Below are 13937 nucleotides of genomic sequence, written 5' to 3'. Positions count from 1 at the left end.
CGGGGAGGCCGTCGCACCTCAGCCAGCGGGGGCGAGCACCTCGCGCAGCGGCGTCGCCGGGTGCCCCGTGAGCGCCTCGACGTCGCCGGTGACCGCGGCGTGCTCGCCGGCGGCGACCGCCGTGTAGGTCGAGATCCAGCCGGCGACCTCCCAGTCGGGAGCGCCGTAGCCGGCACGTGAGGCCCGAGCCTCATCGAGCGTCTCGTCGACATAGCGCACGTCGCGCCCGCTCGACTCGCCGACGATCGCCGCGATCTCGTTGAAGGACAAGGCTGCCGGTCCGGTCAGCGTGTAGGTGCGCCCTGCATGTGCTGCCGGGTCGAGGAGCACTGCGGCAGCCGCATCGGCGATGTCGTCCTGGGCGACGACGGCCACCCGGCCGTCCCCTCCCGGGCCGCGGATCACCCCGTCGTCACCGACGAGCCCCGGCATGAAGTCGGCGTAGAAGCTGTCCCGCAGGAAGGTCCACGCCATCCCCGAGGCCCGGATCGCCTCCTCGGTGACCGCGTGGTCGCGGGCGAAGGTGAAGGTCGACTCCGGGCTCGCCCCCTGGAAGGACAGGTAGACCAGGTGTCGCACCCCGGCGGCCGCGGCCGCCTCGACGAAGGTCACGTGCTGCTGGACCCGGTCGGCCGCCTCCGAGGCCGAGACCATGAAGGCCGTCTCGACCCCCGCGAGGGCCGCGCGGACCGCATCACCATCGGCGAAGGGGGCCACGACCGGCGTCGCCCCCGGCAGGTCCGGTGCCCGGTCGGGGTCGCGGACGAGTAGGCGAAGGGGGACCCCCTTCGTCGCGAGGCGTGCGGCCACGCGGCCGCCGATACGGCCGGTGGCGCCGGTGAGGGCGGTTTCGAGGCTCCTTCGTCGCACCTCAACCCCCGGCTAGCGGCGGTCGGACAGGGCGTAGGACGCGGCGGCCGACGCGGCAGCGACGCCGAGGACGGCCGGCCAGGCACCGACCTTCTTGGCCAGCGGGTGGGAGGCGCCGAAACCGCCGAGGTAGATCGCCGAGAGAGCGGCGGTCGTCGCCGGGTCGGTCTTCGCCAGCCAGCTGCGACCGGCGAAGAGGCCCGCGGCGCCGAGGACGACCCCGCCGAGCGGACGGATGCCGCTCTCGCGGGCGGTGAGGTAGCCGCCGATCAGCCCGAGGGCGGCGACGGGGGCGGTCTGGACGCTCTCTGCGCTGCGAAGTGCCATACGTACAGGCTACGACCGCCCTTCGAGACGGTCGCGGGGCGACCGCCCACGCGGAACGTGGGACCCACTCAGGGACTACGAGGAGGTGGTGGGATGCTGACCCCCGAACGCACCCACCGACCACGGAGCAGCTGATGAGCACCGAGAAGATCGTCGTCGTCGACGGCGCCCGTACCCCGACCGGAAGCTTCGGCGGGATGTTCAAGGACACCCCGGGCTTCGAGCTCGGCGCCGAGGCCAGCCGGGTGGCGCTGCAGCGTGCCGGCGTCGCCGGTGAGGACATCTCCGAGGTCGTCATGGGCTGCATCGGCCAGGTCGGCCCCGACGCCTACAACGCGCGTCGCGTCGCCGTGACCGCCGGCCTGCCGACCAATGTCCCGGCCTACACGGTCAACCGCCTGTGCGGCTCGGGCCTGCAGGCGATCTGGTCCGCCGCGATGGAGATGCGGTGGAACGACCTCGACTTCACCCTCGCCGGCGGCGACGAGTCGATGACCCGGATGCCCTTCTACGACTTCGGTGCCCGCAGCGGCTACAAGCTCGGCAACCGCCAGCTGCAGGACGGCACCGTCCTCATGCTCACCGACCCCTTCCACGACATCCACATGGGCGTCACGGCGGAGAACGTCGCGAAGAAGTACGGCGTCTCCCGCGAGGAGCAGGACGAGTTCGCCCTCGAGTCGCAGCGCCGCGCCGCCACCCCCGAGGCGCAGGCGGCCTTCGCCGAGGAGATCACCCCCTTCGAGGTCGGTGGCCGCAAGCCCTTCACCGCCGACAAGGACGAGCACCCCAAGCCCGACACCACGCTCGAGACCCTGGCCAAGCTGCGCCCGGCCTTCGCCAAGGACGGCACGGTCACCGCCGGCAATGCCTCCGGCATCAACGACGGCGCCGCCTCGGTCGTCCTCGGCCGCGAGTCCGCCGTCGCCGAGCGCGGCCTCACCGGTCTCGTCAGCCTCGAGGCCGTCGCCACCGCCGCGATGGAGCCGGAGCTCATGGGCTACGCACCGACGCACGCGCTGCGGGCCCTCTTCGACAAGACCGGCACGACGCCCTCCGACATCGGGTCGATCGAGCTCAACGAGGCCTTCGCCTCGCAGGCCGTGGCGGTCATCCGCGCCACCGAGCTCGACCCCGCTCGGGTCAACCCCTATGGCGGCGCGATCGCCCTGGGTCACCCGGTCGGTGCGACCGGCGCGATCCTCACCCTGCGCCTGGCCAAGGACATGGTCCGCCGCGACCTCGAGCTCGGCATCGTGACGATGTGCATCGGTGGCGGTCAGGCCCTCGCCGCGATGTTCCGGCGGATCTGATGGCGGCCGTCGAGTACACCTTCGCCGACGGGGTCGCCCACATCGAGCTCAACCGACCGGAGTCGGCCAATGCCCTCGACCTCGCGCTCGGCGTCGGCCTGCGCGAGGCCGCCGAGCGGGCTGCCGAGGACGAAGGGGTGCGCGCCGTCGTCCTCAGCGGTGCCGGCAAGCGCTTCTGCGGGGGCGGCGACATCGCCTCCTTCGCCGACTCGCAGGACACCGCCGCGGACCTCTACGAGCTCGCCGTCGCCGGGGACGCGGCCGTGGCCGCGCTCGAGGCGCTCGCCAAGCCGGTGGCCGTCGCCGTCCACGGAGCCGTCGCCGGCGCCGGGCTGGGCATCATGCTCGCCGGAGACGTCGTCATCGCGGACGAGGGCACGAAGTTCGTCGTCGCCTACCCGAAGATCGGGCTCAACCCCGACTGCGGCACCTCGACCCTGCTGCCGCTGGCGATGGGGCGGCAGCGGGCGCTCGCCTTCGCGCTGCGCGACCAGCCGCTGTCGGCCGACGAGGCCCGGGACCAGGGCCTGGTCGCCGAGGTCGCCGCCGACCCGCTCGCCCGGGCCCGTGAGCTCGCGGCCACCTGGGCCGCCGGACCGGCCGGCGCCTACGGCCAGACCCGACGGCTGCTGCGCGCTGGCTCCCTTCGCTCTCGTGAGGAGAGCGGTCGGGACGAGGCGGAGACGATCCGCGCCCGGGCGTCACTGACCGAGACGCAGGCGCTCTTCGACGCCTTCCTCGGGCGCTGACGGCCGAAGGGGGCATCACGCCCCTGAGTCGAAGAAGAAGCGCCCGGATCTCCGGGCGCTTCTTCTTCGAAGGAGGGGGGAGGCAACTCAGGCCGTCGTCACCGGCTCCTCGACAGCCGGGCGGCGACGGGTGATGTCGGCGCAGGCCTCGCAGGTCTCCTCGGGGATGACGCCCAGGCGCATGAGGTGACCGAAGGCCCAGCAGCCGGCGCAGAAGCCGAGCGCCGCCTCGAGGGTCGCGAAGACGACGAGCACGCCGAGCATGATCCCCGCGGCGGTCTGCAGGCCGAGACCGAGGGCGAGGACCGCTGCGGTCGTCGAGAAGGCCAGGCCGATGCCCTGGGCGAAGCGCTTCGGCGGCCCCGGGGTGAGCACCGGCTCGCCGAGGCGCGGCGCGACGACCCGCATCGCCAGCCAGCCGAGGGGGCTGAGCCGGGGCCCGGCGAGGACCCGACCGAGGAAGCCCAGCGCGAGCGGCACGAGCAGCCACCACCAGCCGGTCACGAGCGTCAGCACGCTGATCGCGACGACACCGGTGGCGACCGTGCGCGCCGCCTTGTCGTTGACCGGGTTGGGGAAGGTGAAGAAGGCCATGCGTCCAATCATAAGCCTGCGTTTGGGTATTCATAACGTCATGTGATGTGTGCGTGCTGGCAGGATGAACCGTCATGGACTCCGTGACTCGCTTGCTGACCGTCGTCGACCTCGACGGTGGCACCAACGGCCCCCGGTCGATGTCCGTGTCCGCGCTCCACCTGGCCGTCCTCGACGACGGCACCCGGCGGGTCCTGCTCACCGACCGTGGCTGGACCACCCAGGGCCCCGACGACCTCTGGCAGCACACGACCGTCGAGGAGATCGCCGAGACGGCTGTGACCGTGGTCGGCCCGGACGAGCCCGACGAAGACCTCACGGCTGACGACATGGCACAGGCCCACTGGGAGTCCCTGGCGGAGCACCTGCGGACGCAGGGAGTGGCTGCTCGCGCCACCGAGCTCAGCCGGCTCCAGCACGACGTCGAGCTGAGCCAGCGCCTGAGAGCGCGACTCGGGCGGCCGTAGGCTGCTGACCATGGACGGTGGCACCCGAGCGGCACAGGCCCTGGTCGACAGCGGCATCGAGCACACGATCACCCGGCACGGCAGGGTCCGCTCCCTCGAGGAGGCGGCCGCGGCCCGCGGGGTCGAGCCGCGCGACATCATCAAGACCCTCGTCGTGCGAAGGGGGGAGGGCGACCACCTCTTCGTCCTCGTCCCGGGCGACCGGCAGATCTCCTGGCCCAAGCTGCGGGCGCTGCTGTCGGTCAACCGAATCTCCTTGCCCGACAAGGAGATCGCCCGCGAGGTGACCGGCTACGAGCGGGGGACGATCACCCCCTTCGGCTCGCTGCGGGCCCTGCCCGTCGTCGCCGACGAGACCGTCGCCGGCCGCACCGTCTCGATCGGCGCCGGCGCCCACAGCGTCGCCGCCACCCTCGACGCCGACGCCATGCTCGCCCACCTCGACGCCACCGTCGCCGACGTCACCGACCCCGCCTGACGCGCGCCCCCTGCGGGTGAAATACACAGCGCGTGAGCGATCACGCGCCGTGTATTTCACTGAGGACCGGCCTGACGTGACGGCCTCGCGGAGCGGACGCAAGCGAGGAGTCGCTGCCGAGGGGGACCGACACTCAGCGAGGAGCCATGCGCAGCGAGCCGTCCATGCGGATGACCTCACCGTTGAGGTAGTCGTGGTCGATGATCGACAGCGCGAGCTGGGCGTACTCCTCGGGGCGGGCGAGGCGCTGCGGGAAGGGAACTCCCTTGGCCAGGCCCTCGCGGAACTCCTCGGAGACGGTCGCGAGCATCGGGGTCTCGACGATGCCGGGGGCGATGGTCATGACCCGGATGCCGTGCTGCGCGAGGTCGCGGGCGGCGGGCAGGGTGAGGCCGACGATGCCGCCCTTGCTCGAGGAGTAGGCGGCCTGGCCGATCTGGCCGTCGTAGGCGGCGATCGAGGCGGTGTTGATGATGACGCCGCGGGCGCCGTGCTCGAGGGCCTCGGTCTGGGAGATCTTCTCGGCGGCGAGGGTCAGCACGTTGAAGGAGCCGATGAGGTTGACCTGGATGATCTTGGCGTAGAGGCCGAGGTCGTGCGGACCCTTCTTGCCGAGGATGCGCATCGACGGGCCGATGCCGGCGCAGTTGACGACCGTGCGCAGCGGGACGCCGGCACCGGCGGCGGTGTCGACCGCGGCCTGGACCTGCTCGGGGTCGGTGACATCGACGGCGACGTACTCGATGCCGTCGACCTGCGGGGCGCCCTCGATGGCGGCCGGCAGGTCGAAGGCGAAGACCCGCGCGCCGCCCGCGGCGAGCGCTGCGGCGGTCGCGGCGCCGAGGCCCGAGGCTCCTCCGGTGACGATGGCGGCGGTGTCGGTGATCTGCACGGTGCTCTCCTCGAAGGGGGACGGTGTCCGGGTGTCGGGCCGAGCCTAGCCAGTGGCCGATCGCCGGTTACGGTGCCCGCATGAGCGAGCTCCCTCCGGAGGAATCCAAGGCCCCTTCCCCCGGCGACTTCCCCGCCGCGGTGCGCAACCCGCGCGAGGTCCTGCTCTTCGGCATCACCCCACCCCGCGCCGAGACCGCGCCCGATCGGATCAGCGAGATCGCCGCGCGGACCCTCGCCCGCGTCGAGGCCCTGCCGGTCGACGCCCTCGTCCTCTACGACATCACCGACGAGGCCGACCGCAACGCCGCCCCCCGCCCCTTCCCCTTCGCCTCGATGCTCGACCCGGGCGACTACCTCGACCGCCAGCTCGCGGGCTGGGACCGGCCGGCGATCGTCTACCGGGCCGTCGGCAAGTACCGCGAGGACGAGCTCACGGAGTGGCTCGCCGCCGCACCCGACAACGTCCTCACCGTCTTCGTCGGCAGCTCGAGCAGCGATGCCGAGGTGAGCACGACGCTGCCGCGGGCGCTGGAGCTGCACCGCGAGGTGCGGCCGAGCCTGCCCCTGGGTGGCGTGACGATCCCCGAGCGCCACTCGAGTCGCGGCGACGAGCACGAGCGCCTCCTGCGCAAGCAGCACGGGGGCGCCGGCTTCTTCATCAGCCAGATCGTCTACGACATCGGCGCGGCCAAGAACCTCGCCTCCGACTACCGCTATGCCGTCGTCGAGGACGAGCTCGACCCGGCGCCGCTGATCTTCACGCTGTCGCTGTGCGGGTCGGACAAGACGCTGAGCTTCCTCGAGTGGCTCGGCGTGCGCGTGCCCAGCTGGGTGCGCAACGAGATCGTCCACGCCGACGACCCGCTGAAGTGGTCCCGCCAGCACTCGCTCAACGCGGCCCGCGAGCTCACCGACTTCTGCCGCTACCTCGGCATCCCCTTCGGCTTCAACATCGAGTCCGTCTCCAGCCGACGGGTCGAGATCGAGGCCGCCGAGGAGCTGACCCACGAGGTCGCGGCCCTGCTCGAACGGGACTGACCGAGGGCCCGGACGGCAACTGAGCAAGAGAAACTGCCCCTTCGCAAGGGTTTCAAACCCTTGCGAAGGGGCAGTTTCTCGGGTCACCCGGAAATCTCGGGGCCTACGGGAATGCATCGTCACCCCCTGCCGCTAGAATAGTTGAGGATTCAACAAAATGGAGGCGGCAATGCAGTTCGGACTCTTCTCCGTCGGCGACGTGACGATGGACCCCACGACCGGCCGCACGCCGAGCGAGGGCGAGCGGATCAACGCGATGACCCAGATCGCGCTCAAGGCCGAGGAGGTCGGGCTCGACGTCTTCGCCACGGGTGAGCACCACAACCCGCCCTTCGTCCCCTCCGCGCCGACGACCCACCTCGCCTACATCGCCGCCAAGACCGAGCACCTCAAGCTCTCGACCGCGACGACCCTCATCACGACGACCGACCCGGTGCGCATCGCCGAGGACTACGCCTTCCTCCAGCACCTGTCGGGCGGGCGCGTCGACCTGATGATGGGCCGCGGCAACACCGGCCCGGTCTACCCGTGGTTCGGCAAGGACATCCGCCAGGGCATCCCGCTGGCGATCGAGAACTACCACCTGCTCCGCCGCCTGTGGCGCGAGCAGAACGTCACCTGGAAGGGCCAGTTCCGCACGCCGTTGCAGGGCTTCACCGCCACCCCTGCGCCACTGGACGGCGTCGCCCCCTTCGTCTGGCACGGCTCGATCCGGTCCACCGAGATCGCCGAGCAGGCCGCCTTCTACGGCGACGGGTTCTTCCACAACAACATCTTCTGGAACATCGAGCACACCGCCCAGATGGTCGGCCTCTACCGGCAGCGCTTCGAGCGCTACGGCCACGGCGACGCAAGCCAGGCGATCGTCGGGCTCGGCGGACAGGCCTTCATGGCCGACAGCGAGGCCGAGGCCAAGCGGATCTTCCGGCCCTACTTCGACAACGCGCCGGTCTACGGGCACGGGCCCTCGCTCGAGGACTTCACCCGCCAGACGCCGCTGACCGTCGGCACGCCCGAGATGGTCATCGAGCGCACCCTCTCCTTCGCCGACCACGTCGGTGACTACCAGCGCCAGCTCTTCCTCATGGACCACGCCGGCTTGCCGCTCGAGATGGCCCTCGAGCAGGTCGAGATCCTCGGTCGCGAGGTCGTGCCGGTGCTGCGAAGGGAGTTCGAGGCACGTCGTCCCGAGGGCGTGCCGAGCGAGCCGCCGACCCACGCGTCGCTGGCGGCGGAGGGGCCCGACAGCCCGCACCGTAAGGTCGTCACCAGCCCAGTCGCCATCGCCGAGCAGGAGGCGGCAGCGCAGCGCGAGGAGGTCGCCACCCGATGAGCAGGTCCGTCGTCGTCATCACCGCTGGGCTGTCGTCGCCCTCGAGCACCCGGCTGCTCGCCGACCAGCTCGCCGACGCCACGCGCGCTGCCGTGGGCGGGCGCGGCGAGTCGGTCGACGTCGAGTTCGTCGAGCTGCGCGAGCTGGCCGTCGAGATGGCCCAGACAATGGTCTCGGGCAACCGGCCGACGCCCGGCCTGGAGACCGTCCAGGCCAAGGTCGTCGCCGCCGACGGCTTGATCGCCGTCACGCCCGTCTTCACCGCGAGCTACTCCGGCCTCTTCAAGACCTTCGTCGACCTGCTCGACAAGGACGCGCTCATCGGCAAGCCGGTGCTCATCGCGGCCACCGCCGGCACGCCCCGGCACAGCCTCGTGCTCGAGCACGCGATGCGCCCGCTCTTCGCCTACCTGCGCGCGGTCGTCGTGCCGACCGCGGTCTTCGCCGCCACCGAAGACTTCGGTGGCGAAACCGACCTCGAGCGGCGCGTGCACCGCGCGGCGGGCGAGCTCGCCGCCCTGGTCGTCGCCGAGCGCACCGGCGTCGCCGGCTTCGCGCCCACGGGTGACGAGGCGAGCGGCACGCTGGGCCCGGTGACCGACTTCAGCCAGCTGCTGCGCGGGCACGACGGGAGCTGATCCCCCTTCGTCCGGCTGGCGGTCACCTCACGCGCCACACGAATATCGGGTCACCCGGAAAACTGCCCCTTCGCCAGGGTTTCAAACTCTTGCGAAGGGGCAGATTCTCGGGTCACCCGTAAATCATGAGGCGAAGGGGGCACCCCTCACCCCCGCAGCCGCCGACGAAGGGAGCCGGGCAGTCCGGCCACGGCGGCGACCCCGAGCGCGGTCTTGGGCTCGTAGCCCACGCGCCACAGACCACCGTGGGCCGCGGCCTCGCTGAAGAGCTCCTCCGGGTGCGCCCGCTGCGGGGTCTCCCGCACGAGGTCGCGCACGAGCAGCGCCGCCATGAGCGGGCGCACCGTCTCGGGGCGGAAGACCTCGACCCCGAAGTGGTGGGCGCCGCCGTAGGCCGCGCCGAGCACGGGGTTCTTGGTCACCGAGCGGGTCCACGTCGCGGGCGCGACGTTGAAGGAGACGGTCTGGCCGGCGCCCTCGCCCGCAACGCCCCGCCAGCGCTGCAGCCGCTTGGCCACCGCGTAGTTGGGGCCCTGCTGCGGCACGAGGACGTCGGCGATGCCGGACTCCCCCGCGCGGGCATCGCGGTAGGCCGGGGCGAAGAGCCGCCCGCGGCCCAGTGCGCGGGCCGGCGCCTGCACCCCCTTGAGCGCGAATCCCCGTGCGGCCCAACGGCGCCGGGACTCCTCGACGACCTCCGGCGGCACGACGAAGGCATCGGTCGGCGTCGCCAGCCAGGCGAGCGCGGTCCGCGCGTCGTCGTCGGTCAGCTCGCCCATGAGCAGGTCCATCGCGGCGCTCACCCGCACGTGCACCCCCGAGTCGGCGTAGGCGTGCATGCCGACGGCCAGCGGCTCGTCGCCGCGCACCCGGCGCACCCACTCCAGGACCTGGCCGGGCTGGTGGACGACGTCGGCGCCGGAGTCGCCCGCGGCGTCGACGGGGAAGGTCAGGGTGCCGGCACCTCGACTGGCGAGACCCTTCTTGTAGCGCCAAGCACGGCTGCGCGGCAGGTCGATGGCGAGCACGTCGGCGCCCCACGACAGCAGCGTCTCGAGCGGCCCCATCTCGGCGCCGGCCCCGACGAGCAGCGCGCGGTGTCCGGGCAGGGCGAGCCACTCCGGGTGGTCGATGACCTCACCGACCGCCTCGGCGAAGGAGGGCTCCACGAGCCCGGCGTCGACCCAGGCCCCGAGCTGACCGCGCAGCTCCTCGCCGGCGAGCTCGCGACCGCCGACGGGGACGCGCAGCTCGGTGACCGGCTCGGCCGTGCCGCGGACGCTCTCGGTGCCGAAGGGGGCCGCCCCGGTGGGCATCTCCGCGTGCGCCTCGTCGAGGGGCACCTCGCTGCCGGCGTCGTCGACGAGGACCATCCTTCGGCGCATCGAGGCGAGCCCGTCGGCGGCGATCCGGCTCGCGGCCTCGGGCGAGCGGGCGCTGGCGGCGGTGACGTCGTGGACGAGGTCGACGTAGTCGGTGCGCCACTCGCGGGCGCCGTCGATGCGCTCGGCGAGCGCGGGGTCGACGGCGCGCACCGAGTCCGCGAGGACCCCCTTCGTCGTCGTGGTCGTCGACCGCTTGCCCCGGTCGTCGGCCGGGAAGTGCACACCCGCGCTGGTCTCGTCGCTCATGCCCTCATCCTGTGACGGCGATCACGTCAGATCAAATGCCGTCCACGAGGGACCGCACGACGCTCGCTGCGTCGGTCTCGGCGGTGAGCCGGTCGACACCCACCCCGGCGTAGAGCGGGGTGTAACCGGTGTCGCCGCGCTCCCGGCCGTCGGCGTGCTCGGCGCGGGCGGCGTCCGTCATCGCGTCCTCGTCACCGGCCCACCGCTGGACGAAGGGAGTGTCCACCGCCCGCCCGCCGAACTCCCGTGGCCACGCGAGGCCCTGCGCGACGTCGTGCACGCGCGAGTAGCGGGTGGCGTCGGCGGCAACGAGCGCGGCCCTGGCTGCGGGGGTGTTGTCCGCCTCGACGCAGGTGAGGAAGGGGGTGCCGCACCACACGCCGGCAGCGCCGGCACCCATGACGCGGGCGACGTCGGCGGCGGTCGTGATGCCGCCGGCAGCGAGCACCGGGCGTTCGGTCGCGGCCAGCGCCATCGCGAGCAGGTCGTCGGTGGCCACCTCGTCACGGCCGTGTCCGCCCCCTTCGCCACCGCGGGCGACAATGATGTCGGCGCGCGCCTCGATCGCCTGCTCGAGATCGGCCGCGTTGCCGACCTGGCAGGCGACGAGCAGGCCCCACTCGTGCAGGCGCCGGACGGGTTCGACGAGGTCGCCGAAGGAGACCGACACGAGCTTGGGCCGCGACAGGCCGGTGAGCGAGGTGATCGCGTCGATCTGCTCGTCGAGCTGCGGCACCCACGCCATGAGCCCGATGCCGAAGGGGGTGGCCCCCTCTCCCGCGATCGCCGCCTGCTCGGCGATCCACTCCGGCGACGAGGTGCCGCGGGCGCCGATCATTCCGAGCCCGCCCGCCGCGGAGACGGCGTGCGCGAGGCGGCCGCCGGCGACGCCGGCCATGGGGGCGCTGATGATCGGGTGGGTCGTGCCGAGCAGGTCGGTGATGGCGATCATGTCCCTCATCATGCTCCGTGCACTCCTAGACTCCGGCCCATGACCCGACGCGCCGCCGCCCTCGCCGCCTCCGCCGCGCTCGCCCTCGCCGGGTGCGGCTCCGACGACGGGTCCGGCGACGACGGGTCGTCCGGTGCCGAAACCACGGCGATCAGCGGCGAGACCGAGTGCCCGCCGGAGGGCGGCGCCGAGGTGCGGGCCACGAGCTTCGAGCAGGCGCCGCCGATGTGCATCGACGAGGCGAAGACCTACACGGCGACAATGACGACCGACGCCGGCGAGGTGACGATCGAGCTCGACGCGAAGCAGGCGCCGAAGACGGTCAACAACTTCGTCGTGCTCTCGCGCTACAAGTACTACGACGGGCTGACCTTCCACCGGGTCATCAAGGACTTCATGGCGCAGGGCGGCGACCCCTCGGGCGACGGCAGCGGCGGGCCGGGCTACGAGTTCGACGACGAGCTGCCGGAGCAGGGCGACTACGAGATCGGGTCGGTCGCCATGGCCAATGCGGGTGCCAACACCAATGGCTCGCAGTTCTTCATCATCACCGGCGACGCGGGCGTGCAGCTGCCGCCGAGCTACAGCCTCTTCGGCAAGGTGACGCAGGGGATGGACGCCGTGGAGAAGATCGAGGCCGACGGGTCCGCCGACGACGGCGCCCCCGCCAAGGTGCACACCATCGAGAGCGTGACGATCGCGGAGAAGTAGGCCCCGGGCCGAGGACGGAGGAGCCGTGGACGACGTCCTCGTCGAGCGGGTGCTGCGGGCGGTCGAGCTCGTGCCCCGGGGCCGGGTCGTCTCCTACGGCGACCTCGCCGCCCTCGTCGGCACCGGCCCGCGCCAGGTCGGCTCGATCATGCGCGTCTACGGCAGCAACGTCACGTGGTGGCGGGTGACCAATGCGTCGGGCGACCTGCCCTCGCACCTGCGGCAGGCGGCCTTCGTCGAGTGGGCGGTCGAGGGCATCGAGGTCAAGCCCAACCGTCTGGGCTGCCGGATCCGTGACCACCGGGCAGATCTGGAGGCGCTGGCCGCCGCGTGGGAGGCCGCGGTCGCCGACCTGGGGTGAGCGGGGCGCGCGAGTCGATGTATGAGAGTGAGTCCCAGCGCACCGAGGTACATCAACCGAAGGGGAGTCAGCCGCGCTGGTGGCGCATCTGCTCCAGCGCCAGGGCGGCCACCGCGCCGACCACGAGGACCGCGGCGGGCAGGAGCAGCGACTCGGCGAAGGCGGACGACAGCGCTTCGGCGACCTGCGGGGGCAGGGTTGCGGGACCGGCGGCAGCACTCCCTTCGCCCGAGCCGAAGCGCTCGGCTGCCTGCGGACCTAGGTGGGAGGCAATGCGCGCGGACATGAGCGCCGCGATGGCCGCCGACCCGATGACCGAGCCGACCTGGCGGGTCGTGTTGTAGATGCCCGAGCCGGCGCCGGCGAGGTGGATCGGCAGGTTGCGGTTGGCCGTCGTCGCGAGCGGGCCCCAGATGCACGCGCCCGTCACGCCGATGAAGGTCATCGCGACGCACACCGCGACGATCGACGAGTCGGGGGTCATCAGGCGCGAGAGGACGAACAGCGTCACGGCAAAGCCGCCCAGGCCCAGCGTCGGCAGCACCCGCGGGTGGATCCGGTCAACGAGCTGGCCGACCGGGCGGGCGAGCGCGATCGAGGCGATGGCCTGCGGGGACATGAGCAGCGCGGCCTCGGTCGGCGTGTAGCCACGCACGCTCTGCAGCCACACGAGCAGCGGGAACATCATCGCCGTCACCGACAGGCCCATCGTCGTGATCGCCAGGTTGGACAGCGAGAAGTTGCGGTCGCGGAAGAGCCCGAGCGGCACGAGCGGCTCGGCCGGCCCTCGCGCCTGCCACACGACGAAGCCGACGAGCACGAGCACCCCGGCGCCGATGAGCATCGGGACGGTGAGCGGCCCGACGATCTGGCCCCAGTCGTGGCCCTCACCCTCCTGCAGGCCGAAGATCACGAGGAAGAGCCCGACCGCCGACAGGCCGACGCCGACCCAGTCCATCTGGTGCGCGTGCTGCTGCAGCCGCGGCACGAGCCGGGCCGCGGCGACGAAGCCGATGATCCCGACGGGCACGTTGATGAAGAAGATCCACTCCCAGCCGGCCGAGTCGAGGAGCAGGCCGCCGAGCAGCGGGCCCACGAGGAAGGCGACGCCCGCGGTCGCACCCCACAGGGCCATCGCGGACCCGCGCCGCGCGGGCGGGAAGGTGCGGGTGATGACGGCCATCGTCTGCGGGGTCATCATCGACGCACCGAGGCCCTGGACGACGCGTGCGCCGATGAGCCAGCCGATGGTCGGGGCGAGCCCGCAGGCGAGCGAGGCGAGGGTGAAGATCGCCAGGCCGGTGAGGTAGAGCCGCTTGGGCCCGAAGCGGTCGCCGAAGCGCCCGGTGATGAGCAGCGGCACCGCGTAGGCGAGCAGGTAGGCGCTCGTCACCCACAGCACCGGCTCGATGCCCGTGTCGAAGGACTCCATGAGCGCCGGCGTCGCGATCGAGACGATCGAGACGTCGACGAGGATCATGAAGAAGCCGACGACGAGGGCCCACAGCGCCGGCCACGGGTTGTCGGGGAACTCGTCGTCGCTGAGCACGGGCGCCTGGCCCGCCTGGGTCGTCATGGGCC

16 protein-coding genes are annotated in these 13937 nt (G+C 72.2%); 9 read left to right on the top strand and 7 right to left on the bottom strand.

Features of this window, described 5'->3' with window-relative positions; translation table 11 throughout:
• Positions 1 to 18 precede the first annotated feature (18 nt).
• Positions 19 to 870 (bottom strand): SDR family oxidoreductase, encoded by an 852-nt coding sequence (locus tag H7A72_RS00635; protein WP_185221289.1) that lies wholly within the window; start codon positions 868 to 870, stop codon positions 19 to 21.
• A gap of 12 nt (positions 871 to 882) precedes the next feature.
• Positions 883 to 1197, bottom strand: a complete 315-nt coding sequence (locus H7A72_RS00630; protein ID WP_185221288.1) for a hypothetical protein — start codon at positions 1195 to 1197, stop codon at positions 883 to 885.
• Positions 1198 to 1331: 134 nt separating this feature from the next.
• Here H7A72_RS00630 and H7A72_RS00625 point away from each other — a divergent pair, with 134 nt between their 5' ends.
• Complete coding sequence (locus tag H7A72_RS00625) at positions 1332 to 2510, top strand: thiolase family protein (RefSeq protein ID WP_223277712.1); 1179 nt, start codon at positions 1332 to 1334, stop codon at positions 2508 to 2510.
• Positions 2510 to 3259 carry an enoyl-CoA hydratase/isomerase family protein gene (locus H7A72_RS00620; protein ID WP_185221287.1) on the top strand — a complete coding sequence of 250 codons (750 nt, stop codon included), beginning with the start codon at positions 2510 to 2512 and terminating at the stop codon, positions 3257 to 3259. Before H7A72_RS00625 ends, H7A72_RS00620 begins: the two co-directional genes overlap by 1 nt.
• 87 nt (positions 3260 to 3346) lie before the next feature.
• Here H7A72_RS00620 and H7A72_RS00615 read toward each other — a convergent pair whose 3' ends face one another.
• Entirely contained in the window at positions 3347 to 3853 is a 507-nt protein-coding gene (locus tag H7A72_RS00615; protein WP_185221286.1) for a DUF4395 domain-containing protein, read from the bottom strand.
• A gap of 74 nt (positions 3854 to 3927) precedes the next feature.
• Between H7A72_RS00615 and H7A72_RS00610 the strand changes: the two genes are divergently transcribed.
• Complete coding sequence (locus H7A72_RS00610) at positions 3928 to 4320, top strand: hypothetical protein (protein ID WP_084450834.1); 393 nt, start codon at positions 3928 to 3930, stop codon at positions 4318 to 4320.
• 10 nt (positions 4321 to 4330) lie between these two features.
• The gene (locus H7A72_RS00605; protein ID WP_084450835.1) at positions 4331 to 4798 is read left to right on the top strand and encodes an aminoacyl-tRNA deacylase; all 468 of its coding nucleotides are present in this window, start codon (positions 4331 to 4333) and stop codon (positions 4796 to 4798) included.
• Positions 4799 to 4931: 133 nt separating this feature from the next.
• Here the strand turns inward: H7A72_RS00605 and H7A72_RS00600 are convergent, their stop codons facing one another.
• Positions 4932 to 5690, bottom strand: coding sequence for an SDR family NAD(P)-dependent oxidoreductase (locus tag H7A72_RS00600; protein ID WP_185221285.1), 759 nt, complete (start codon positions 5688 to 5690; stop codon positions 4932 to 4934).
• 80 nt (positions 5691 to 5770) lie between these two features.
• On the opposite strand from H7A72_RS00600, the gene H7A72_RS00595 reads away from it, so the two are divergent.
• The 3 genes from H7A72_RS00595 (at position 5771) to H7A72_RS00585 (ending at position 8701) form a co-directional block, all read left to right on the top strand.
• Positions 5771 to 6730 carry a 5,10-methylenetetrahydrofolate reductase gene (locus H7A72_RS00595; protein WP_223277711.1) on the top strand — a complete coding sequence of 320 codons (960 nt, stop codon included), beginning with the start codon at positions 5771 to 5773 and terminating at the stop codon, positions 6728 to 6730.
• Between the two features lie 169 nt (positions 6731 to 6899).
• On the top strand, positions 6900 to 8063 hold the full coding sequence (locus H7A72_RS00590; protein WP_084450839.1) for an LLM class flavin-dependent oxidoreductase: 1164 nt from the start codon (positions 6900 to 6902) through the stop codon (positions 8061 to 8063).
• A complete protein-coding gene (locus tag H7A72_RS00585) occupies positions 8060 to 8701 on the top strand; it encodes an FMN reductase (RefSeq protein ID WP_185221284.1) in 642 nt (213 codons plus the stop codon). The genes H7A72_RS00590 and H7A72_RS00585 overlap by 4 nt, the downstream gene beginning before the upstream one ends.
• A 146-nt stretch (positions 8702 to 8847) precedes the next feature.
• On the opposite strand, the gene H7A72_RS00580 is transcribed toward H7A72_RS00585, so the two are convergent.
• Complete coding sequence (locus H7A72_RS00580; RefSeq protein ID WP_185221283.1) at positions 8848 to 10332, bottom strand: hypothetical protein; 1485 nt, start codon at positions 10330 to 10332, stop codon at positions 8848 to 8850.
• A 31-nt stretch (positions 10333 to 10363) separates the two neighbouring features.
• Positions 10364 to 11284, bottom strand: coding sequence for a nitronate monooxygenase family protein (locus tag H7A72_RS00575; RefSeq protein ID WP_185221282.1), 921 nt, complete (start codon positions 11282 to 11284; stop codon positions 10364 to 10366).
• 39 nt (positions 11285 to 11323) lie between these two features.
• Between H7A72_RS00575 and H7A72_RS00570 the strand changes: the two genes are divergently transcribed.
• Positions 11324 to 11995 (top strand): peptidylprolyl isomerase, encoded by a 672-nt coding sequence (locus H7A72_RS00570; RefSeq protein ID WP_185221281.1) that lies wholly within the window; start codon positions 11324 to 11326, stop codon positions 11993 to 11995.
• 25 nt (positions 11996 to 12020) lie between these two features.
• Positions 12021 to 12356, top strand: coding sequence for an MGMT family protein (locus H7A72_RS00565; RefSeq protein WP_185221280.1), 336 nt, complete (start codon positions 12021 to 12023; stop codon positions 12354 to 12356).
• A gap of 67 nt (positions 12357 to 12423) precedes the next feature.
• Here the strand turns inward: H7A72_RS00565 and H7A72_RS00560 are convergent, their stop codons facing one another.
• On the bottom strand, positions 12424 to 13932 hold the full coding sequence (locus H7A72_RS00560) for a DHA2 family efflux MFS transporter permease subunit (RefSeq protein ID WP_185221279.1): 1509 nt from the start codon (positions 13930 to 13932) through the stop codon (positions 12424 to 12426).
• Positions 13933 to 13937: the final 5 nt, after the last annotated feature.

Source organism: Janibacter sp. YB324, from assembly GCF_014217915.1.
GTDB classification, from domain to species: domain Bacteria; phylum Actinomycetota; class Actinomycetes; order Actinomycetales; family Dermatophilaceae; genus Janibacter; species Janibacter indicus.
Note: the sequence above shows the minus strand (reverse complement) of the source record. Positions and strands in the feature narration are given on the sequence as shown.

What these genes read in the sequence shown, in the direction of transcription:
- H7A72_RS00630 (WP_185221288.1), bottom strand. Translation starts at nt 1,197, where the DNA reads ATGGCACTTCGCAGCGCAGAGAGCGTCCAGACCGCCCCCGTCGCCGCC.
- H7A72_RS00625 (WP_223277712.1), top strand. Translation starts at nt 1,332, where the DNA reads ATGAGCACCGAGAAGATCGTCGTCGTCGACGGCGCCCGTACCCCGACC.
- H7A72_RS00620 (WP_185221287.1), top strand. Translation starts at nt 2,510, where the DNA reads ATGGCGGCCGTCGAGTACACCTTCGCCGACGGGGTCGCCCACATCGAG.
- H7A72_RS00615 (WP_185221286.1), bottom strand. Translation starts at nt 3,853, where the DNA reads ATGGCCTTCTTCACCTTCCCCAACCCGGTCAACGACAAGGCGGCGCGC.
- H7A72_RS00610 (WP_084450834.1), top strand. Translation starts at nt 3,928, where the DNA reads ATGGACTCCGTGACTCGCTTGCTGACCGTCGTCGACCTCGACGGTGGC.
- H7A72_RS00605 (WP_084450835.1), top strand. Translation starts at nt 4,331, where the DNA reads ATGGACGGTGGCACCCGAGCGGCACAGGCCCTGGTCGACAGCGGCATC.
- H7A72_RS00595 (WP_223277711.1), top strand. Translation starts at nt 5,771, where the DNA reads ATGAGCGAGCTCCCTCCGGAGGAATCCAAGGCCCCTTCCCCCGGCGAC.
- H7A72_RS00590 (WP_084450839.1), top strand. Translation starts at nt 6,900, where the DNA reads ATGCAGTTCGGACTCTTCTCCGTCGGCGACGTGACGATGGACCCCACG.
- H7A72_RS00585 (WP_185221284.1), top strand. Translation starts at nt 8,060, where the DNA reads ATGAGCAGGTCCGTCGTCGTCATCACCGCTGGGCTGTCGTCGCCCTCG.
- H7A72_RS00580 (WP_185221283.1), bottom strand. Translation starts at nt 10,332, where the DNA reads ATGAGCGACGAGACCAGCGCGGGTGTGCACTTCCCGGCCGACGACCGG.
- H7A72_RS00575 (WP_185221282.1), bottom strand. Translation starts at nt 11,284, where the DNA reads ATGATCGCCATCACCGACCTGCTCGGCACGACCCACCCGATCATCAGC.
- H7A72_RS00570 (WP_185221281.1), top strand. Translation starts at nt 11,324, where the DNA reads ATGACCCGACGCGCCGCCGCCCTCGCCGCCTCCGCCGCGCTCGCCCTC.
- H7A72_RS00560 (WP_185221279.1), bottom strand. Translation starts at nt 13,932, where the DNA reads ATGACGACCCAGGCGGGCCAGGCGCCCGTGCTCAGCGACGACGAGTTC.